This window comes from Aliagarivorans marinus DSM 23064, from assembly GCF_000429485.1.
Lineage (GTDB): Bacteria > Pseudomonadota > Gammaproteobacteria > Enterobacterales > Celerinatantimonadaceae > Aliagarivorans > Aliagarivorans marinus.
The window spans coordinates 213537-233841 of record NZ_KE386907.1; the positions used below are offsets into that span (position 1 = coordinate 213537).

At 51.3% G+C, this 20305-nt stretch carries 20 protein-coding genes; 10 read left to right on the plus strand and 10 right to left on the minus strand.

All coding sequences use genetic code 11. The annotated features are described in order from the left end of the window. Positions 1-11: 11 nt before the first annotated feature. Positions 12-1478, minus strand: coding sequence for an N-acetylglucosamine-specific PTS transporter subunit IIBC (gene nagE / locus G461_RS0115345; protein WP_026972499.1), 1467 nt, complete (start codon positions 1476-1478; stop codon positions 12-14). Positions 1479-1715: 237 nt separating this feature from the next. On the opposite strand from nagE, the gene nagB reads away from it, so the two are divergent. The 3 genes from nagB to G461_RS0115360 are packed head-to-tail and all read left to right on the plus strand — an operon-like array spanning position 1716 to position 4893. Then, positions 1716-2513 carry a glucosamine-6-phosphate deaminase gene (gene nagB / locus G461_RS0115350; protein WP_026972500.1) on the plus strand — a complete coding sequence of 266 codons (798 nt, stop codon included), beginning with the start codon at positions 1716-1718 and terminating at the stop codon, positions 2511-2513. A gap of 9 nt (positions 2514-2522) precedes the next feature. After that, positions 2523-3656, plus strand: a complete 1134-nt coding sequence (gene nagA, locus G461_RS0115355; protein ID WP_026972501.1) for an N-acetylglucosamine-6-phosphate deacetylase — start codon at positions 2523-2525, stop codon at positions 3654-3656. Positions 3657-3678: 22 nt separating this feature from the next. Then, a complete protein-coding gene (locus G461_RS0115360) occupies positions 3679-4893 on the plus strand; it encodes an ROK family transcriptional regulator (RefSeq protein ID WP_026972502.1) in 1215 nt (404 codons plus the stop codon). Positions 4894-4897: 4 nt separating this feature from the next. On the opposite strand, the gene G461_RS0115365 is transcribed toward G461_RS0115360, so the two are convergent. The 3 genes from G461_RS0115365 to G461_RS0115375 all read right to left on the minus strand — a co-directional run bounded on the left by G461_RS0115365 (position 4898) and on the right by G461_RS0115375 (position 7931). Continuing rightward, positions 4898-5740, minus strand: coding sequence for a type 2 periplasmic-binding domain-containing protein (locus tag G461_RS0115365; RefSeq protein ID WP_157360335.1), 843 nt, complete (start codon positions 5738-5740; stop codon positions 4898-4900). A gap of 205 nt (positions 5741-5945) precedes the next feature. Then, positions 5946-7652: a sodium:solute symporter family protein gene (locus tag G461_RS0115370; RefSeq protein ID WP_026972504.1), complete on the minus strand. Its 1707-nt coding sequence runs from the start codon at positions 7650-7652 to the stop codon at positions 5946-5948. A 12-nt stretch (positions 7653-7664) separates the two neighbouring features. Further along, on the minus strand, positions 7665-7931 hold the full coding sequence (locus G461_RS0115375; protein ID WP_026959965.1) for a DUF4212 domain-containing protein: 267 nt from the start codon (positions 7929-7931) through the stop codon (positions 7665-7667). A 685-nt stretch (positions 7932-8616) separates the two neighbouring features. On the opposite strand from G461_RS0115375, the gene G461_RS0115380 reads away from it, so the two are divergent. Genes G461_RS0115380 through G461_RS0115390 form a run of 3 tightly spaced genes read left to right on the plus strand, consistent with a single transcriptional unit; the run spans position 8617 to position 13333 of the window. Further along, positions 8617-10539, plus strand: coding sequence for a PrkA family serine protein kinase (locus G461_RS0115380; RefSeq protein ID WP_026959964.1), 1923 nt, complete (start codon positions 8617-8619; stop codon positions 10537-10539). Between the two features lie 18 nt (positions 10540-10557). Further along, positions 10558-11826, plus strand: a complete 1269-nt coding sequence (locus G461_RS0115385) for a YeaH/YhbH family protein (RefSeq protein WP_026959963.1) — start codon at positions 10558-10560, stop codon at positions 11824-11826. Positions 11827-11833: 7 nt separating this feature from the next. Continuing rightward, entirely contained in the window at positions 11834-13333 is a 1500-nt protein-coding gene (locus G461_RS0115390; protein WP_026972505.1) for a SpoVR family protein, read from the plus strand. 7 nt (positions 13334-13340) lie between these two features. Here G461_RS0115390 and fadR read toward each other — a convergent pair whose 3' ends face one another. Next, positions 13341-14054, minus strand: coding sequence for a fatty acid metabolism transcriptional regulator FadR (gene fadR / locus G461_RS0115395; protein WP_026959961.1), 714 nt, complete (start codon positions 14052-14054; stop codon positions 13341-13343). 223 nt (positions 14055-14277) lie between these two features. On the opposite strand from fadR, the gene dsbB reads away from it, so the two are divergent. Further along, complete coding sequence (gene dsbB, locus G461_RS0115400) at positions 14278-14796, plus strand: disulfide bond formation protein DsbB (protein ID WP_026972506.1); 519 nt, start codon at positions 14278-14280, stop codon at positions 14794-14796. A gap of 74 nt (positions 14797-14870) precedes the next feature. Here the strand turns inward: dsbB and G461_RS0115405 are convergent, their stop codons facing one another. The 4 genes from G461_RS0115405 to G461_RS0115420 are packed head-to-tail and all read right to left on the minus strand — an operon-like array spanning position 14871 to position 17261. Beyond that, a complete protein-coding gene (locus G461_RS0115405) occupies positions 14871-15326 on the minus strand; it encodes a YcgN family cysteine cluster protein (protein ID WP_026959959.1) in 456 nt (151 codons plus the stop codon). Beyond that, positions 15327-15998 (minus strand): fumarylacetoacetate hydrolase family protein, encoded by a 672-nt coding sequence (locus tag G461_RS0115410; protein ID WP_026972507.1) that lies wholly within the window; start codon positions 15996-15998, stop codon positions 15327-15329. Position 15999: 1 nt separating this feature from the next. Then, complete coding sequence (locus G461_RS0115415) at positions 16000-16968, minus strand: lytic murein transglycosylase (protein ID WP_211236286.1); 969 nt, start codon at positions 16966-16968, stop codon at positions 16000-16002. Next, positions 16965-17261: a YcgL domain-containing protein gene (locus tag G461_RS0115420; protein ID WP_026972509.1), complete on the minus strand. Its 297-nt coding sequence runs from the start codon at positions 17259-17261 to the stop codon at positions 16965-16967. Before G461_RS0115420 ends, G461_RS0115415 begins: the two co-directional genes overlap by 4 nt. Before the next feature lie 110 nt (positions 17262-17371). Here G461_RS0115420 and minC point away from each other — a divergent pair, with 110 nt between their 5' ends. From minC to minE, 3 genes are read left to right on the plus strand one after another with little or no spacing between them, the layout of a single operon-like run. Further along, positions 17372-18064 carry a septum site-determining protein MinC gene (minC, locus tag G461_RS0115425; protein ID WP_026972510.1) on the plus strand — a complete coding sequence of 231 codons (693 nt, stop codon included), beginning with the start codon at positions 17372-17374 and terminating at the stop codon, positions 18062-18064. 25 nt (positions 18065-18089) lie between these two features. After that, positions 18090-18902, plus strand: a complete 813-nt coding sequence (gene minD / locus G461_RS0115430) for a septum site-determining protein MinD (RefSeq protein WP_026972511.1) — start codon at positions 18090-18092, stop codon at positions 18900-18902. A gap of 3 nt (positions 18903-18905) precedes the next feature. After that, positions 18906-19166, plus strand: coding sequence for a cell division topological specificity factor MinE (gene minE / locus G461_RS0115435; RefSeq protein WP_026959954.1), 261 nt, complete (start codon positions 18906-18908; stop codon positions 19164-19166). Between the two features lies 1 nt (position 19167). Here minE and rnd read toward each other — a convergent pair whose 3' ends face one another. Further along, the gene (gene rnd / locus G461_RS0115440; RefSeq protein WP_051333601.1) at positions 19168-20286 is read right to left on the minus strand and encodes a ribonuclease D; all 1119 of its coding nucleotides are present in this window, start codon (positions 20284-20286) and stop codon (positions 19168-19170) included. Between the last annotated feature and the right edge of the window lie 19 nt (positions 20287-20305).

Sequence of the window (20305 nt, forward strand, 5' to 3'; positions counted from 1 at the left end):
GCCTTTGGCGCTTAGGCATTGGCGAGTTGCTTCAGCTCATCAGCAACAAACTCGACCTCTGGCCCAATTACCACCTGTAGCGCGGTTTTGCTGGCCACAATCACACCGGGCACATGCTTTTTAAGCTCGCTTACAGCTACTCGGTCTGAATCTTTCACTTCGAGGCGCAGACGGGTGGCACAGTTATCAATCAAGGTCAGATTGTCTTTGCCACCAAGTAGTCGCAGCACCAAACCGGCGACCTCACCATGACTGCTTGCACCAGCGGCTGTACCTTGTGCAACCTCATCACTTTCGGCAGCTTCACGGCCCGGGGTTTTCAGATTAAAGGTGAGGATAAGGCCTCTGAACACGAAGTAGTACAGCACAAAGAATACAAAGCCTTGGGCAACCAACATAAGCGGCTGATTAGCCAGCGGCGTTTGCGACGATAGCACCAAGTCCACCAAGCCTGCCGAGAAGCCAAAGCCGGCAATCCACTGCATACTGGCGGCGATAAATACCGACACGCCGGTTAGCAAGGCATGCACCACGTACAAAAGCGGCGCGACAAACATAAAGGCAAACTCGAGCGGCTCGGTAACCCCGGTAAAGAACGAACAGAAGGCTGCCGCAACCATAATGGAGGCCACCTTGGCTTTGTTCTCGGGGCGAGCGGTGTGGTAAATCGCCAGTGCCGCACCCGGCAGGCCAAACATCATCACCGGGAAGAACCCTGCCATGTAACGTCCGGTCTCACCCAGAACCGCTGCGCCTGAATCCAGCGCTTCCTGACCGGCCCAGAAGTTACCCAGATCATTAATGCCCGCCAAGTCGAACCAAAACACCGCGTTCAGTGCATGGTGCAAGCCAAGGGGGATCAATAAGCGATTGAAGAAACCATAGATACCCGCGCCCACGTTGCCCATCTCAGTGACCTGAGTACCAAAGCCAACCAAGCCGCTAAATACCACCGGCCATACGTACATCAGCACAAACGATAGCGCCATGGCCACCACTGAGGTAACAATCGGCACCAGGCGCTTACCACTAAAAAAGCTCAGCGCCTTGGGCAGCTCGACTCGATAGAAGCGGTTGTAGATCTCGGCGGCAATCACCCCGCTCAGGATACCCACGAACTGGTTGTTGATTTTAGAGAAGGCCAGCTCAGAGTTGGTGGTGATTTCAACCAGCCCAATTTGGGCAACCGCGCCCGCTGAGCACAAGGTGGTGACCACCATAAAGCCGATAAAGCCTGCCAGCGCAGCCGCACCGTCTTTGTCGCGAGACATGCCGTAGGCCACGCCAATGGCGAACAACACCGACATGTTATCGATAATTGCCGCACCCGATTTAATGAAGAACGCCGCCAAGGCGTTATTGCCGCCCCACCCTGCCGGGTCAATCCAGTAGCCAACCCCCATAAGAACAGCGGCGGCAGGCATTACCGCCACCGGTACCATTAACGCGCGACCAATTTTTTGTAAGTAGCTAAACATAGTTCCCTCATAATCGTTTGGTGACAGATGGTGTTTGCTCGAGCTTAGTGCTCCCTCAAACATATTTCGCACAGTAAATTATGATTCATTTAAGGGAAACTTTAAGTCGTTAAAAGTGTGACAAATGACGACTTAAAATACGTAAAAGGCGGATTTCAATGATTTACAAGCGCGCTTATTTCTCTTCGTGAAATATTGTGCTAAGTTAATTTCAGAAACGAATAAAGGAGTAATACCGTGCGCCTAATCCCCCTAGATACCGCTCAACAAGTAGGCCATTGGTCGGCCCGCTATATCGTCGACAAGATCAACGCCTACGCCCCTAGCGAAGCGCGACCTTTCGTACTCGGTTGCCCTACCGGTGGCACGCCACTGGCCACTTACCGCCGCTTAATTGAGCTTCATCGCGCAGGCGAAGTGAGCTTTGAGCACGTGGTAACCTTCAATATGGACGAGTATGTCGGCATTCCTCAGGATCACCCAGAAAGCTACCACAGCTTTATGTATCAGAACTTTTTCGATCACATCGACATCCCCGCCGAGAACATCAACCTGCTCGATGGCAACGCCGAAGATCTCGAGGCCGAATGCCTGCGCTATGAGCAGAAGATAAAAGCCTACGGTGGCATCCATCTGTTTATGGGGGGCGTGGGTGTCGACGGCCACATTGCCTTCAATGAGCCAGCCTCCTCACTGTCATCCCGTACCCGGATTAAAACCCTGACCTATGACACCCGTATGGCCAACTCACGCTTTTTTAGCAACATTGAAGAAGTCCCCAAGATGGCGCTTACCGTTGGCGTAGGCACTCTACTCGATGCCGAAGAGATTATGATCCTGGCTAGTGGCCACAACAAATCACTGGCGATTCAAGCCGGTGTAGAAGGCAGCGTAAACCATTTATGGACCATTTCTGCGCTGCAGTTGCATCCTAAAAGTATGATCGTCTGCGACGAGCCATCGACCTTGGAGCTTAAAGTTAAAACTGTTAAGTACTTCAAAGACTTAGAATCTGATAATATGCGCAATCTTTAGGGGAGTAGCATGTACGCGTTAGTAAATTGTCGCATCTTTGACGGTCAGCAACTGTTCGACCAGCACGCCGTTATTATCGAAGGTCTAAGGGTTAACGCCCTCCTCCCCTTGAGCGAGATTAACCAAGATATCCAACAGATTGATCTCCATGGTATGACCCTGTGCCCAGGCTTTATCGACCTCCAGCTAAACGGTTGCGGCGGTGTGATGCTAAACGATGAATTCTCGCATGCCACCTTAGCGCACATGCATCAAACCAACCTGCGCAGTGGTACCACATCGTTTCTTCCCACGCTGATCACCACCAACGACGAGATGATGCTGCAAGCGCTTGAAGTGATGGGCAATCTACCAGCACATAGCCAAACCTTGGGTTTACATCTCGAAGGCCCCTACCTTAGTCATGAAAAGCACGGTATCCACTCAACCCAATTGATCCGCTCACTCGACAAGCCCGCTATCGACACCTTGCTAGCTCACGCCGGTGTGATTACCAAGATAACCCTGGCCCCGGAGTCGACTACCCCAGAGCAGGTAGCCTTGCTAAGTGATGCTGGCATTCTGGTTGCGCTCGGCCATAGCAACTGTAGTTATCAGCAGGCCAGCGAGTTTATCGCTGCCGGAGCGCGCTTTGCGACCCACCTGTTCAATGCGATGAGTAGCTTAACTGGTCGCGATCCCGGTTTGGTGGGCGCGGTGTACGACCATCAATTGGCCTGTGGGATCATCGCCGATGGGCTGCATGTGGCCGATGCCAATATCCGTGTCAGCCACCGCTTGCTCGGCGACAAGCTCTGCTTGGTCAGTGATGCCACCGCCGCGGCAGGTGCGGATATCGACAGCTTTGATTTTGTTGGCACCACTATCTTTGTTGAGCAAGGGCGCTGCGTTTCCAAAGATGGCACCTTAGGCGGTAGCTCCTTAACGATGATCGACGCGGTAAAACACTGTGTAGAACAGGTAGGTCTGCCGCTTGTCGATACGCTACAGATGGCGTCGCTCAACCCGGCCAAAGCCATTGGACAAGATTCACGATTAGGTAAAATCAAGGCCGGTTACTGTGCTAATCTCACTGCTTTTGATAGTCGCTACAAGGTTGGGCTGACTATCTCTGATGGGCAGATACACCGCTTCGACACCTAAACAGCAGCCACGGACCACTCTATTGAAAAAGCAAATCGTCAACGTCGATCACGTCAAACAAGTTAACTCGGCCACCGTCTATCGCATCATCGACCAACAGGGGCCGATATCGCGCATCCAGGTCGCCGAGCAAACCCAACTGGCACCCGCCAGTGTCACCAAGATCACCCGCCAGCTGCTGGCGAAAAAGCTGATCAAGGAAGTCGCTCAGCAGGCCTCAACCGGCGGGCGACGTGCTATCTCGTTGATGGTGGAAGAGCAGGCCTTTCACTTTGTCTCGCTTAAGTTAGGCCGTGGCTGTGCCGACATCGGCCTGTTTACCCTTGGCGGTAGTTTAGCGGCCAGCGAGCACGTAGCGTTTGATGCCTTAGATGACGAGGCGGTTGCCGACGAGCTTACCCGGCTGCTCAAACGCTTTATTCAATCCCATGCGAAGTCTTTACAGTTGATTGCTATCGCGGTGACCTTGTCTGGCTTGGTCAATCCCGGTGAAGGCTTGGTGGTGTATACACCCCATTATCGCCTGCGTAACTACCCGCTAGCGCAACGCCTGCAAAACGTGTTCTCGCTACCGGTCTATCTGGGCAACGATACCCGCGCTGCCGCCCTTGCAGAGCATTACTATGGCGCTACCAAAGATAGCCTCGACTCGGTGCTTATTTCGGTTCATGGCGGCACCAGCGCCGGTATCATCATTAACGGCGAAGTGTTTATGAGCCAGCATCGCGATGTGGGCGAGATTGGTCATATCCAGATTGACCCATTCGGTAAGAAGTGCCATTGCGGCAATATCGGCTGCCTGGAAACACTGGTCTCTAACCCGGCTATCATCGAACAGGTTGAGACCATGCTGACCCAAGGCAGCCCTAGTAGTTTGTCAGTGGATGAGCTCAGTATCGAGTCCATCTGTGATGCTGCGAATGAGGGCGACTTGGTCGCCAGGCAGGTGCTGGTACGCACCGGTCAGATGCTGGGTCGCGCCATCGCCATCATGATCAACCTGTTTCATCCGCAAAAGGTGGTACTTACCGGCGAGTTGATGCGCGCTAAAGAGATTGTGTTAGATGCGATTAACCAATGCGTCGAACATCAAGCATTAGCATCGTTTCGCGATAACCTGCCCATCGTTCAAGCAGAGGTAGTAGACCAACCGGCTTGGGGTGGCGTAGCGCTAGTGAAGCGCGCGTTGCTCAATGGCGAGTTACTTCAAACGCTGCTTAACAGTGACGACGAATAACTCGCTACTGAATGTCCGGCACAGCCCGCCAGTCTGCCACTCTGGGGTTAAGCACCCCGGCAGCTTCCAACGCTTTGTGTAAACTGCCGCGCTGCTGTAGCTCTGTCATTCCCCGATCGAGGGCGTCACTGACCACCTCAGACAACGGATGATTTTTAGACACCATGAAGTGACGGCTTTGCTGGAAATTCACTCGCCAATCACTGATTGGTAGAAAACGACCATTGGGATGGTCAATGGCGAGCTGCTGATTATCTGGAAACTCGAAAAAGGCGAAATCTGCCCGACCACGCTTGACCATGGTCAGTATTGCATCGGCACGGTTTGCGAATTGAATGTTGCTGAAGCCATGTGCTTCTAGAACCTCGATATCGTTGTACCAGGTCTTCTCCACCAGCACACTCGCCTCTCGGATGTCAGCTAATGACCAAGTTCGTTCTAGCAGTGGCGAGTCTTCGTGCACAAAGAACCCCTTGGTGAACTCGTCCTTGCTCACTACCGGCAGCGAACGATTGACTGTGTTATCGAACTCGCTGATCCACATATCAGAGGCCAGCAGCAACACACTACCAGACTTCACCATACGGATATTACGCGCAGGCGTGGTGGAGGCGACAAAGTCGAACTCAAAATCCAACCCTCCCAGCGTTAATGCCTGCTTCAGCAACAGCAGCGAAATTGACGGGCGAAACGAGTAGCTACTGCGGTAATCGCTAATCGTCATGGGATCGCCACCTTTCTCCTCAACCAACTGCAAGTAGGATTGATAAACGATGGGATCGCCAATAATGCTGATCTGAAGCGGATGTTGTTCGGCAAATACGCTGGTTTGAAATAGTAGGACCAAGGCGATCCAGAGACTTTTTTTCACGCGCAACCTGTTAATGAGTTGGGATAACTTACTAATGCTATTGATAATTTATTGCTTAACCACAGAGGTTTGGTGGCTATTATTGAAAGCTAGACTTTAGTTTGCAGAGCGTCCAATCCTCGCCTCACAATCCATAAAAAAAGCACGCCGAAGCGTGCTTTTTTAGTCAACTTGCGACTAATTAGTGATCGTGAGCATCACCGGCCCCTTTCGGGAAGCGAATACTTTCGACCAAGTCTTGTACATCTTGTGGCACTTCTGCGGTCACTTTATTCACCGCGATAGAAACCACGAAGTTCACCAGCATACCCAAGGTACCAATGCCCTCTGGAGAGATACCAAACCACCAGTTTGCAGGCACGTTGGCCGCGGGGTTAATGAACTTGAAGTAGATAATGTAGGCTGAGGTAAACAGGATACCCGCCAACATACCGGCAATCGCGCCTTCTTTGTTCATCTTCTTATAGAAGATCCCAAGGATAATCGCCGGGAAGAAACTCGATGCCGCTAAGCCGAAGGCAAACGCCACCACCTGTGCCACAAAGCCAGGCGGGTTAATCCCCAGATAGCCGGCACAGATTACTGCGAGGACTGCCGCACAGCGCGCAGCCAGTAGCTCTTGCTTGTCGGTCATATCCGGTTTAAACCCTTTTTTGAGTAAGTCGTGGGATATCGATGTGGATATCACCAACAACAAGCCCGCTGCCGTGGACAACGCTGCCGCCAAGCCCCCCGCGGCCAGTAGTGCCACAACCCAGTTAGGCAATTGCGCCAGCTCTGGAGAGGCCAGTACGATAATGTCGCGGTTAATCGACATCTCGTTGCGGTCATCGCCCGAGTAGAACATACGGCCATCGCCATTCTTATCTTCCCACTTAACCAGGCCAGTTTTGCTCCAGTTGTCGATCCACCCCGGAGCCTGCTCCGCCGGTACACCTTTCATCTCAGGGCCGTTGATCGACTCGATCATGTTGACGCGAGCAAAGGCTGCTACCGCTGGTGCAGTGGTGTACAGGATTGCAATGAAGATCAGTGCGTAACCTGCAGAGATACGCGCATCTTTAACCCGAGGTACAGTGAAGAAGCGAATAATCACGTGAGGCAGACCCGCAGTACCGACCATCAGCGCTGCACAAATAAAGAACACGTCGACCGTGGACTTGGAGCCGTCCGTATACTGATTAAACCCGAGCTCTTGGGAAAGACCATCGACCTTATCCAGCAGATACATCCCCGAGCCATCGGTGACGGTGCTACCAAAGCCTATTTGCGGGAATACATTACCGGTTACCGCCAGCGAGGTGAAAATCGCCGGTACCAAGAACGCGAAAATCAGTACGCAGTACTGCGCCACTTGGGTGTAGGTAATCCCCTTCATACCGCCCATCACCGCGTAGAAGAACACGATGGCCATACCGATGATTACGCCGAGGTTAATGTCGACCTCCAGGAAGCGCGAGAACACCACGCCTACCCCACGCATCTGTCCCGCAACATAGGTAAAGGAGACAAAGATTGCGCAGAATACCGCCACCATACGCGCGGTCTGAGAGTAGTAACGATCGCCGATAAAGTCTGGCACGGTAAACTTACCAAACTTACGCAGATAAGGAGCCAGACATAGCGCCAACAGCACATAGCCACCAGTCCAACCCATCAAGTACACACCGCCGTCGTAACCAATAAAGGAGATAATCCCCGCCATGGAGATAAAGGATGCTGCCGACATCCAGTCAGCGGCGGTTGCCATACCGTTGGCAACCGGGTGTACGCCTTTACCAGCAACATAAAACTCGCCGGTAGATGCAGCGCGGGCCCAAATAGCAATACCGATGTAGAGCGAGAAGCTCAAGCCAACCAGTATGAAAGTCCAAGTTTGAATATCCATTTCGTATCCTGCCTACTCTTCTTCTACGCCGTACTTTTTGTCGAGCGCGTTCATTTTCGCTACATAAACAAAAATCAATGCCACGAACACATAAATCGCCCCTTGCTGAGCGAACCAGAAGCCGAGCTTGAAGCCGCCCAAGCGTATAGCGTTCAGCTGATCAACCAGCAAAATCCCGCAGACATACGAGACGACAAACCATATGGCCAGCAGTGAGCCCATAATGGTGAGATTTTCTTTCCAGTAGGCTCTCGCCATTTCATCAGATTGAAATGCCATTTCATCCTTCTCCTTGTTAGCTGAAAGGCTATTAACCCACCGCTCAATGGTTAATAATTTGTTACAGCAAAAAGGTAAGCTGCGCACTGTCGTTTGAAACTTAGACTTTGGTATAGCGGCTACTGGACGATTTGAGTTGGCTCACAGAACCAAGGGCTTTTTGGCCATTTCCACCGCAGAATTGCCACTAAAGTCTGACACCCGGTGCATGGCCAAAAGCTCTTGGAGTTACGGGATTTTTTCGAGTTGGGCAAAAAAAAGGCTTTTGCAATGCAAAAGCCTAAAGGAAACGTGCTTGTGAAACCTTCAACACTACTCCCCTCTGATGTAGTGTTCGCCGACCAAAGCAAGAAGGTTTGAAGCTACATGTCTAAAATTATCACTCAAATCTTCAATTGCAACCTTTTATTTACATCACGATCACATTTACAGCAAGCATTTTGCTGTCTAATCAATAAGGCATGAGGATTGTTTTACGGCGTGATGAATCCAGTTTTCCACAAAAACCGTAAACAACAGTAATTACCGCAATTGCTACAGTAAGTTACTCGTCTGAAAATAAAAATTTCTTAATTTTTAGAACGTTATTTTTACCGTGGTATAGACTTATTTTTGAGCCCTTTGAAATTTTTGTCGCCAACTCACGATCTAAATGTGGGTAAAGTAGTCTTAGGAGGCCTTGGCAATGAGTATTTTCGACCATTATCAAAAGCGCTATGAACTGGCCCAAGAAGAAGAACTTTCGCTAGAGCAATTTTTACAACTTTGTAAAGAAGACCCCGCAACCTATGCAAGCCCTGCCGAACGCCTGTTAATGGCAATCGGTGAACCCGAAACCATAGACACCTCCAAAGACCCCAGATTAAGTAGACTCTTTTCGAACCGTGTGATTTCTCGTTATCCGGCCTTCGCCGACTTCTACGGTATGGAAGACAGCATCGAACAGATTGTCTCCTACTTAAAACACTCCTCCCAAGGTTTGGAAGAGAAGAAGCAAATCCTGTATCTACTCGGCCCTGTGGGCGGTGGTAAATCGTCGTTAGCCGAGAAGTTAAAGGCTTTGATGCAGCAAGTACCTATTTATAAGCTAAAAGACTCGCCGGTCAACGACCACCCTTTCTGCTTGTTCGACCCCAATGAAGACGGCAAGATTCTGGAACAGGAGTACGGGATTAACCCACGTCACCTGAGACCGATAATGTCGCCTTGGGCGGCTAAACGTTTGACTGAGTTCGGTGGCGACATCAGCAAGTTTAAAGTAGTTAAGTGCCACCCCTCTATTCTTCATCAAGTGGGTATCGCTAAAACTGAGCCCGGCGATGAAAACAACCAAGACATCTCCTCGCTGGTGGGCAAGGTCGATATCCGCAAACTGGAACATTTCGCGCAGAACGATCCCGATGCCTACAGCTACTCCGGTGCACTGTGCCGCGCAAACCAAGGTTTAATGGAGTTTGTGGAGATGTTTAAGGCCCCCATCAAGGTGCTACACCCACTACTTACCGCCACCCAAGAAGGCAACTTCAACGGCACTGAAGGCCTGAGCGCGATACCGTTTGATGGCATTATCTTGGCGCACTCCAACGAGTCGGAATGGCAGAGCTTTAGAAACAACAAAAACAATGAGGCCTTCCTCGATCGGGTATACATCGTGAAGGTGCCTTACTGTCTGCGCGTCAATGAAGAAGTAAACATCTATCAAAAGCTGCTAGACAACAGCGAGCTGAACACCGCCAAATGCGCACCTTCTACCCTAGAGCTGCTGGCTCAATTTTCAGTGTTATCACGCCTGAAAGATCCGGAGAACTCCAGCGTGTACTCGAAGATGCGGGTCTACGACGGTGAAACCCTTAAAGACACCGATCCAAAAGCAAAATCCTATCAAGAGTACCGCGACTACGCCGGTGTCGATGAGGGGATGGAAGGGTTATCCACCCGCTTTGCCTTTAAGATCCTATCGCGCGTGTTCAACTTCGATACCACCGAGGTGGCCGCCAACCCGGTTCACTTATTCTATGTGCTAGAGCAGCAAGTGGAGCGTGAGCAGTTCCCGCAAGAGATGGCTGACCGTTATCTTGAGCACCTCAAAGGTTATTTGATTCCTAAGTACGTCGACTTCATCGGCAAAGAGATCCAGACCGCCTATCTCGAGTCTTACTCTGAGTACGGTCAGAACATCTTTGACCGCTACGTCACCTACGCCGACTTCTGGATCCAAGACCAAGAGTATCGCGACCCCGATACTGGCCAGTTGTTCGACCGAGCTGCCTTGAACGCAGAACTGGAGAAGATTGAGAAGCCAGCGGGTATCAGCAACCCGAAAGACTTCCGCAACGAGATCGTTAACTTCGTACTTCGGGCGAAAGCCAGTAACTCAGGCTCAAATCCAAACTGGACCAGCTACGAGAAACTGCGCACCGTTATCGAGAAGAAAATGTTCTCCAACACCGAAGATCTGCTGCCGGTTATCTCGTTCAACACCAAGACCTCGGCGGATGATCAGAAGAAACACGACGACTTTGTCGCGCGTATGATGGAGAAAGGCTACACCCGTAAACAAGTCAGGCTACTGGCTGAGTGGTACCTGCGCGTACGGAAATCCTCGTAGCGAAGGAGGTAAAAGCCTATGGCTCATTTCATCGATCGCCGTCTTAACGGCAAGAACAAAAGCGCTGTCAATCGGCAGCGCTTCTTACGGCGCTACAAAAAACAGATCAAGGAAGCGGTGTCTGATGCAGTTAATCAACGCAGCATCCAGGACCTGGAAGCCAGTGAGAATATCAGTATCCCCCAGCGGGATATCAACGAACCCTTCTTCCATCAAGGCCAGGGAGGCGACCGCCAGCGGGTGCTGCCCGGTAACGATCAGTTCACCAAGGGCGATAAAGTGGAGCGCCCACCACAAGGCCAAGGTAGCGGCAGCGGCGATGGCGACGCCAGCGACTCCGGCGAAGGCCAAGACGAGTTCCAGTTCAATATATCGAAAGACGAGTACTTGGATATTCTGTTCGACGATTTGGAGCTGCCTAACCTGCAAGAAACCGATGTCGACCAGCTCATCGAGTACAAAACCTCTCGCGCTGGTTTTACCAATGACGGCGTACCAAGCAACATTAATATCGTGCGCAGCCTGCAATCTTCGCTGGCGCGGCGTATTGCTATGGGAGCCAGCAAGCGCTCTCGCCTGCGCGAACTAACCACTCGCTTGGAGGAAGCACGTAACGACCCGCACTGCCCTCAGCAAGATATTGTCGCCTTAGAGCAGGAGGTGGAAGAGCTTAAGAAGATGCTGGCCGCGATACCCTTCATTGACACTTTCGACCTTAAATTCAATAACTTCGTCAAAACACCGGTGCCCAGTACTCAGGCGGTGATGTTTTGCCTGATGGACGTATCCGGCTCGATGGACCAAGCCACCAAAGATATGGCCAAACGCTTTTTCTTGTTGCTCTACCTATTCTTGACCCGCAGCTACGAGAAGATCGAAGTGGTGTTTATCCGCCATCACACTCAAGCCAAAGAGGTAGATGAGCACGAGTTTTTCTATTCTCAGGAAACCGGCGGCACCATCGTATCAAGTGCCCTGCAACTGACTAAGGAGATCATTGAGGAGCGTTATCCTCCCAGCCAATGGAACATCTACGCCGCTCAAGCGTCCGATGGCGATAACTGGGCCGATGATTCGCCCAAATGTCGTCAGCTGCTCGATAAGCATTTGTTACCTGCTGTGCGTCACTACTCGTACATCGAAATAACTAGCCGTGCCCACCAAACGCTATGGCATGAATACGCTGAACTGTCACAGCAATATGCCAATTTCGCTATTCGCCATGTTAAGCATGCCGAAGAGATCCTGCCCACTTTCCGCGACCTGTTTGCGAAAAAAGTAGCCTGAGGTAGTTATGTCAGCCAACAAGCCCTTACCTGATGGACCGGATTGGACGTTTGACCTTCTGGAGGATTATCACCAGGCTATCGCCGAGGTAGCCAAGCTGTATCGCCTAGATACCTACCCCAACCAAATTGAGGTAATCACCGCCGAGCAGATGATGGATGCCTACTCTAGCGTGGGCATGCCCATTGGCTACAACCACTGGTCCTATGGCAAGAAGTTTATTCAAACCGAGCAGACCTATAAGCGCGGCCAGATGGGCTTGGCCTACGAGATTGTGATCAACTCCAGCCCATGTATCGCCTATTTAATGGAAGAGAACACCCTGCCGATGCAGGCGCTGGTAATGGCGCACGCCTGCTATGGCCACAACAGTTTCTTTAAGAACAACTACCTGTTTAAGACCTGGACCGACGCCAGCTCTATAATCGACTACCTGGTGTTTGCCAAAAACTACATCAGTGAATGTGAAGCGCGCTATGGCGTTGATGAAGTGGAAGAAATCCTCGACTCCTGTCATGCACTTATGAATTACGGGGTGGATCGTTACAAACGCCCTACTCCAATCTCCATGGAAGAGGAAAAGAGCCGTCAACAAGCACGCACCGAGTACTTACAAAGCCAAATCAACGAGCTGTGGCGAACCATTCCGACCAAACAAAAAGATGAAACTCTGAAGTCGGTGAAGTTCCCGGCATCCCCTGAGGAGAACATTCTCTACTTTATCGAGAAAAACGCGCCGCTGCTCGAGACCTGGCAGCGGGAGATCATCCGCATCGTGCGCAAGATCAGCCAGTACTTCTATCCGCAAAAACAAACTCAAGTGATGAACGAGGGTTGGGCCACCTTCTGGCATTACACCATCATGAATCACCTGTATGACCATGGACAGATCACCGAAAAAGTACTGCTGGAAGTGCTACATAGCCACACCTCAGTGGTAATGCAGCCGGAGTACAACAGCCCCTACTACAGCGGAATCAACCCCTACGCACTGGGTTTTGCAATGATGCGTGATATTCGCCGCATCTGCGAGCACCCAACCCCGGAAGACTGTCGTTGGTTCCCCGATATCGCAGGTAAGGACTGGCTAGAGACCCTGCACTTCGCCATGCATAACTTCAAAGATGAGTCGTTTATCGCTCAGTACTTATCACCGCAGGTTATCCGCGACTTTAAACTGTTTACCCTGCACGACGATGATAAGAAGCCCTATCTGGAGATCGACGCAATCCACGATGAACAGGGCTATCAAGACATTCGCTCTGCCTTATCTGCCCAATACAACCTCAGTAACATTGAGCCGAATATTCAGGTGTACAATGTCGCGCTGCGCGGCGACCGTTCGCTGACTCTGCGCTACGTTCCCCATCAGGGAATACCTTTAGCCGATAGCTTAGATGAAGTGTTGAAGCATTTGCATAGATTGTGGGGCTTTGAAGTAGTACTTGAGCAAGTGAACCCCAGCGGGAAGGTGGAAATATTAGGGCGCTGTCCTCCAGCGCCCTAATCAAAACTTAGTCTTCCATAATGTCATTTGGCATGCGCTGGCGAACGCGCTGCCAGATGGCGCTACTTTCGATACCATAGCGACGCACTACTTGCAGGGTTTTGTCGTACTCACCTGAGCCGGCTAGCACGCCCAATTGGGTGTAGAAGTCATTGGCCAAGCGGCGTGCTTCTGGGTCGTCGAAGTAGTAGCTACCTACCGATTCGTACAAGCCTTTAAAGCCATTCAAAATCAGTGCGTACAAGGGGTTGCCAGAGGCAAACGCAAGGCCATGTAGCAGGGTGTAGTCAAACTCTGCATAGACCTTACCTTCCTGTGCTAGCTCGCTATGACGGGCAATCAACTCTTGGCTCTTCTCAGGGTTGTTTTTCAGTGCTGCACGAATAAAAATCACGCTAATGTTAGTGCGCGCAGAAAGCAGCTGCTCAAACAGCTCGGGTACTTGCTCTTTATCCAGCTTGGCGAGGGTTTCCAGGATATTAAGTCCAGCGGTTTCCCAGAAATTGTTCACTTTGGTGGGTTTACCATGTTGAATGGTCAACCATCCATCACGTGCAAGGCGCTGCAGCACTTCACGCAAGGTGGTGCGAGTCACACCAATAAGCTCGGAGAGCTCACGCTCTGCGGGCAAAATGGAACCGGGCGCAAATCGGTTATTCCAGATTGATTCGATGATGTATTGTTCTGCAAAGCCTGCGGGGCTTTTTGCTTTTATTACCATGCCTAGTTCTCTATTACCGCTGTGTTAATGCCCCGCGATAATAGCAAAGCACTGTATAAAGCAAAAGCACTGGTCTGAACTCAAACCTTTGTAAGGCTATGTAAAGTTGTTTAATAGAGCTTGATCACGTCTTGTAACAAGCACTTAGCGCAGGTTAAAGTTGGCTTTCACAATAGCTCGCCCCGAGTGAGTATTTTTTGACCTGAATGTTAAGGTAATAAGGATGTATCAGTTTCTAAGCGACATGCCCAAACAACGTTGGCCATGGTTGTTATTGGCGTTCTCCGCTTTTGCGCTAGAGCTTACCGCCCTCTTCTTCCAATACGGTCTGAAGCTAGACCCATGCGTGATGTGTGTTTACGAGCGTACCGCGATGATGGGCGTGATGTTTGCGGGACTGTTGGGCGCCACCTTCCCGCGTTCTTGGCTGGTTAGGCTGGTGGGCTTTGGTTTGTGGATACCCAGCAGCATCTGGGGCTTGGATCTGGCCATTACCCATACCGATTACCAACTTAACCCGAGCCCCTTTGCCACCTGCGACTTTTTCGCCAGCTATCCCAGCTGGTTCAAGCTAGATGTGTGGTTCCCAGCGGTGTTCAACCCCAACGGCTTCTGTGATGAAATCGACTGGATCTTTATGGGGTGGACCATGCCGCAATGGCTGATTGTGGTGTTCGCCGTCTATCTCGGCTTGGCTGCTATCTTTAGCCTGCTTTCGGTTGTCAGCATCTTTAAGAAGTAACCTTCAAGTTATACGCGCCCACAAAAAAGCCGCTTAATGCGGCTTTTCTTTTATTACTTGCTAGAAGAGTTGGCTTACTCGCAGTCTTCAATCGGCCAGGTAACGATGTAGTCCTGCGCAGGGCCTCGCAGCTCACTTTCGCAAATCACCTTACCGCGGATCGATGCGCCTGCCTGATGCATCTTGGACTTCTTACCTTTGTGTAGCAAAGGATGCCAACTCGGCAGGTCACGCCCCTCCACCAAACGGCGGTAGGCACAGGTGGTCGGCAGCCACTGAAAGGCTTCCATATCATCGAGGGTAATCTTTACGCAGTCGCTAACCTTGGCAAAGCGATTGGGATAGTCTGAACATTGGCAGGTTTTATTGTTCAGCAGCACACAAGCGATGTTGGTGAAGTACAGTTCATCGGTATCTTCATCGATTAGCTTGGACAAACAACACTTGCCACAGCCATCGCAAAGGGCTTCCCACTCCTGATCGTTCATCTGAGCCAGGGTTTTACTACGCCAAAATTCGGGTTCTAACACTTACACTACTCGGGTCTGCATGGAAATCTCACCCACTTGCAATTTGATGTCATCACCAACCTGCAAGGGGCCTACGCCTGCGGGCGTGCCTGTGAACAGCACGTCGCCGGGCGCAAGGGTAAAGCAGTGTGAGGCCTGTGACAACAAGGTTGCAATAGAACGCAGCAATTGCCGCGTATTTCCTTGTTGACGAAGCTCGCCATTGCAGTGAAGCTGCAAATCCATCTCAGCAAGCGCCCGCAACGCCTCTTTAGAATCGACCAGCACAAACGCCGATATCGCAGCACTGCCGTCGAAGGCTTTCGACCGCTCCCAGGGATGACCGCGCTGCTTAAGCTCTGCTTGCACGTCCCGCAAGGTCAGGTCCAAGCCGGCGGCATAGCCCACAATCGCTTGCAGGCACTCTTCCTCAGAGGCATTGGTCAGCGCTTTGCCAAGCAACACCACGAGTTCCAGCTCAAAATGCACCGCACCTTGATTCCTGGGTATTGCGAGTTGCTCCGATAAACCGACAAACGCACTGAGCGGTTTGATAAAGAACATCGCTTCGCTGACAGGCGCGCCGCCCATTTCCTGCATATGTGCAAGGTAGTTTTGCCCAACGCACACCGCTTTTTGCGGTGTTGGCAGCGCTAAGTGATCGTCGAAAAAGTGGTGCTGATAGGCAGCCATATTACATCACCGGTGGGTACGCGATAGCATCCGACAGATAGCCAACTGCAGAGACAAAGTAGTAGCTACGATTCCAGCGCATCAGGGTACGGTAGTTATCGTAAGCCAAGTACACCCGTCCCTCGATGCCATCCGGCGCAACCACTGAGGCCATCAAGTCTCGCTGCGGCAAGTCATTGCCATCCATGCGGCGCACGCCTAGGTCTTGCAGATCTGACAAGCTAAGTTGCTTGTCTAGCCCCAACAAGTTCTGGTCGAATCCTTCCGGCAATCGTACCTGACGTCCCCAAGTCTGATCGTCATTCCAACCGTGGGAATGAAGGTAGTTAGCCGCAGATGCCAAGGCGTCATCGGTATTGCCCCAAATATCTTGTTTGCCATCGCCACTTTGATCCACGGCATAGGCCAAGAACGAGCTTGGCATAAACTGCACCTGCCCCATCGCGCCCGCCCACGAGCCTTTCATGTTGTCGATGGAGATATGCTGTTGTTCCAAAATCTTGAGCGCATCCATTAGCTGGTTAGAGAAGAACTCCTCGCGACGCCCTTCGAACGCCATGGTCGATAGCGCCGACACCACGTTGTAGTTGCCCATATAGCGACCAAAGTTGGACTCTACGCCCCACAAGGCCACCACAAAGCGCGGTTGAACCTGATACTTCTCTGCGATTTGCTCTAACACTGGATAGTGTTTCTTATACAGCGCTCGCGCCTGCTGCACCTTCCATTTAGGCACCGCGCGAGGAATATACTCATCCAGCGTGAGCTTCTTTTCGGGTTGGTTACGGTCAGCCGAGATTGCCCGTGGCACATACTCGGCTTGCGCCAAGGCGGCGCGACTGATCTCTTGGGAAATACCGGCCTCATCAGCACGCTGCTGTAAGGTCTCGAGGTAGGCTTGAAAATCGGCGTTGGCACTCAGGTTTAGGCTAAAACTGCAGCCCGCCAGCAAAAGGAATCGTTTGATCACCTTTTACCCTCCTTTTTTTGTTTTTCTTGCTTATGTTGCTTGTGTTGTTTGAGGTGGTCAATCGGAGGAGGAGGCAGTTGAAGGTGGTAGCCTTGATCGCTAAGAGAGTCTGCCAATTCATCGATTGTGACCTGCACCAAATCCTTTTCCGGGCGCTTGGCCATTAGCATTACCAGCTCTAATTGGCCGAGTAATGTCAGTAGTTCCTGAGGAACCTTGGAGAAATCGTCCTTTTTCTCGACATACAAATAGGTTTGTTGCTTTTTGAGGCTTTTATAGACTGCACAGAACATCAAATAACTAGTATCCTTGGGAACTCAGGCTTGAATCAAAAAAACTATAACAGAGTCATTTGTAAACATCATGACTAATCATCGCTAAGCGCAGCAGAAAGGACCCGCAGTTGCAAACATCACCGGATATCGAATTTAAAGGCACTGGCTTCACCCTTACCGTGATTAAGCTAGGCAGCAACAGCTTGGACGCGCTTCAAAACATACTTATGGATAAGATTGCCAAGGCGCCCCACTTTTTCAATTGTGCACCGGTGGTCGTCGATGTATCACAAGCCGATGATGAACTAGATTTTGTCCAGCTCAAAGAGGTGGTCGAGGGACAAGATTTTGTCCCGGTTGGTGTCACAGCCTGTCGCAACCAACAGCAAAAGGACTCGGCACGTAGTGCGGGCTTAGCTGTGATGACAGCGGGTGCGCTGCAAAGTGAGAGCCGACCTGCAAACCCGCCCACTCCAGCTCCTCAATCCGCCAACTCAGCCACAAAAGTTGTCCATGGCCATGTACGCTCCGGCCAGCAAGTTTATGCTGATAGCGGCGATTTGGTCATCGTCGGCTCGGTCAGTAATGGCGCAGAGGTAATCGCCGACGGTGATATTCATATCTATGGCGCACTGCGCGGACGCGCGATTGCGGGTGCCAAAGGGATTAAACAAGCCAAGATTTTTTGTCAGGACCTGCAAGCAGAATTAGTCTCTATTGCGGGCACCTATTTATTAAATGAACAGATGGTCGAGTCCCTAGCTCGCGCCAGTCTTGTTCATATTGAACAAGACAAGCTAGTGATTCGCTCACTGGCTTAGTTACACATTAAAATAAGGATTTCCCATGTCTAAAGTGGTAGTTGTTACCTCCGGTAAAGGTGGCGTCGGAAAAACCACCTCCAGTGCCGCCATCGGCACTGGCTTAGCATTAAGCGGCTTTAAAACCGTTATCATCGATTTTGATATTGGCCTACGTAACCTCGATCTGATTATGGGTTGTGAGCGTCGAGTGGTGTATGACTTTGTTAACGTCATCAAAGGCGAGTCAAACCTCAACCAAAGCCTGATTAAAGACAAGCGCGTCGATAACCTTTACGTGCTTCCTGCCTCGCAAACCCGCGACAAAGACGCGCTTACCAAAGAAGGCGTGCAAACTGTACTGAATAACCTGCGCGATATGGAGTTCGACTTCATCATCTGCGACTCACCAGCAGGCATCGAGACTGGCGCAATTATGGCGCTCTACTTCGCCGACGAAGCGATTATCACCACCAACCCAGAAGTAAGCTCGGTTCGCGACTCTGACCGCATTTTGGGCATGCTTAGTAGCAAATCCCAGCGAGCAGAGCAAGGGCTCGAGCCTGTGCGCGAACATCTGCTGCTCACCCGTTACGACCCAAGTCGGGTTAACCGCGGCGATATGTTAAGCGTGGAAGATGTTGAAGAGATCTTGGCGATCCCGCTGTTAGGTGTGATCCCAGAATCACAAGCCGTGCTAAAAGCCTCTAACTCTGGTGAGCCAGTTATTCTCGATGATGAGAGCGATGCAGGTAAGGCCTACCGTGACGCAGTAGATCGTTTATTAGGTAAGGAAGTGGATTTCCGTTTTCTGACAGAAGAAAAGAAAGGCTTATTCAGCCGCCTATTTGGAGCATAAGTCATGTCGTTATTGGATTATTTTCGTCAGAGCAAACCGGAAGCTACCGCTAAGCAAGCCAAAGAACGACTGCAGATCATCGTGGCCCACGAGCGCAATCAGCGCAATGGGCCTGATTACCTGCCCGATCTGCAGCGTGACATCTTGGAAGTGATCAAGAAGTACGTTGCGGTTGAGCAGGATGATGTAAAGGTGAGTCTGGATAACCGCAGCGAGGAGCTCAGCGTATTAGAGCTCAACATCACCCTGCCAGATAACCGCTAGGCTATACGTCCAACTCCGCTAACGGCCCTTCCATTAGCGTTTTACGCCAGCCACATAGCACTTGTGGCTGGTTTTCCACGCGCCCTTCCCAATGCCAACGTAAGTACTCGTGCATCAGCTTCTTGGTGGCCAGCATGTCCTCCGGAATGCCTTTTTCCGCCGCGATACCCGCAATCATCTCTCGGAACGCTTTCATGGCGGGCTTGTAGTTGGGGTAATCAACCATCCGTTTAACCTTCTCAGGATAATCGCTCGCCTCAGTTTGCAGGCCGTGCTTAATCAGCTTTATCAAGCGGTTGCCATGGATCTTCACTTCCATCGGTGGTAGCCCCATCGCTTGTAACTGGGTAAAGTTGTTCGGCTGCTTGCGCGCAAGCTCCCACAGCGAGTCGCCCTTCACTACATTATTCAGCGCCAGATCGCGGCGCTCGGCTTCAAGCACACGCCAGGTAGCCATTGGCTTTAACACCGCCAGTTGCTGTGAGGATAGACGCCAGATGTTCTTCACATCCAGATAGGCTAGCTCAGGGTCATTCTTAAGCAGCTTGGCGTCGGCCATGCGTTGGCTCTCTTCGATAGCTGCAGACCACCAGCCAGCATCTTGCAGCTGAGCTTTAAGCTCTTGATAGGCGGGCAACAGATAGATCACATCCTGCGCTGCATAATTGAGCTGGGCTTGGGTAAGCGGACGCGCTAACCAATCGGTACGCGCTTCACCTTTATCGACTTGCACCGACAAGAAGTGCTCCACAAAACGCTGGAAGCCCATGCTCGCACCATGTTCGAGGAAGGCGGCCCCTAGTTGGGTGTCGAACACACTTAAGCCAAACCCACCAGCCAAACGGTTAATAATCTCAAGGTCTTCGTTAAAGGCGTGCAAAATCCAGTGATGACGGCGTAACAGCTGCCACATGTCAGTCAGGTCGAGCGTAGTTGGGTCAACCAAATAGCAGGTCTCGCCATCAAATACCTGTAACAAACCCAATTTGGCGAAGTAGGTACGGGTGCGAATAAACTCGGTATCAAGCGCCAGCAAAAGCGGCTCAGGCGATTGGAGTAAACGTAGCAGAGGCGCTAATTGCGCCTCTGTTTCAATAAGTTGGTAGCTGTGGTCTGTCAACGCAGCCACTCCTCAAGAA